Origin of the sequence: Shigella sp. FC1544, from assembly GCF_001722145.1 — a bacterium.
GTDB lineage: Bacteria > Pseudomonadota > Gammaproteobacteria > Enterobacterales > Enterobacteriaceae > Escherichia > Escherichia coli.
In genome coordinates this window covers 1-745 of record NZ_MECT01000369.1, presented here as the reverse complement: position 1 = coordinate 745, position 745 = coordinate 1, and the positions used below count along the sequence as shown (strand labels likewise).

Sequence of the window (745 nt, the reverse complement as noted above, 5' to 3'; positions counted from 1 at the left end):
ATCATCTGTACTCCAATGACTAGTCTAAAAACTAGTATTAAGACTATCACTTATTTAAGTGATACTGGTTGTCTGGAGATTCAGGGGGCCAGTCTACGTTGTCTGTAGACTACAACATCGAAGGTTTTGGTTTTGTAGGTGCATATAGCAAATCTGATCGTACTAATGAACAAGCTGGTGACGGCTACGGTGATAACGCTGAAGTGTGGTCATTAGCAGCCAAGTATGATGCAAATAATATCTATGCAGCAATGATGTACGGTGAAACCCGCAACATGACCGTTTTGGCTAATGATCATTTTGCAAATAAAACCCAAAACTTTGAAGCTGTTGTACAGTATCAGTTCGACTTCGGTTTACGTCCGTCTTTAGGCTACGTATATTCCAAAGGCAAAGATCTTTATGCTCGTGATGGACATAAAGGTGTTGATGCTGACCGCGTAAATTATATCGAAGTTGGTACCTGGTACTACTTCAATAAGAACATGAACGTCTACACAGCATACAAATTTAACCTGCTGGATAAAGACGATGCAGCGATTACCGATGCCGCAACTGATGACCAGTTTGCAGTTGGTATCGTCTACCAGTTCTAATCAGCCAACGCGCCGCGGCGTGTTACTGTAAAACATAACACTAGCCTGAGTTCGGGTAATGCTGCCAACTTACTGATTTAGTGTATGATGGTGATTTTAAGGTGCTTGCGTGGCTTCCATTTCCATCAGATGTCCTTCCTGCTCCGCTA

1 pseudogene is annotated in these 745 nt (G+C 42.4%); it reads left to right on the top strand.

The window, feature by feature from the left end:
- Positions 1-80: 80 nt before the first annotated feature.
- Positions 81-596 (top strand): annotated as a pseudogene (locus BGK49_RS16495) (porin); the annotation flags it as partial.
- Between the last annotated feature and the right edge of the window lie 149 nt (positions 597-745).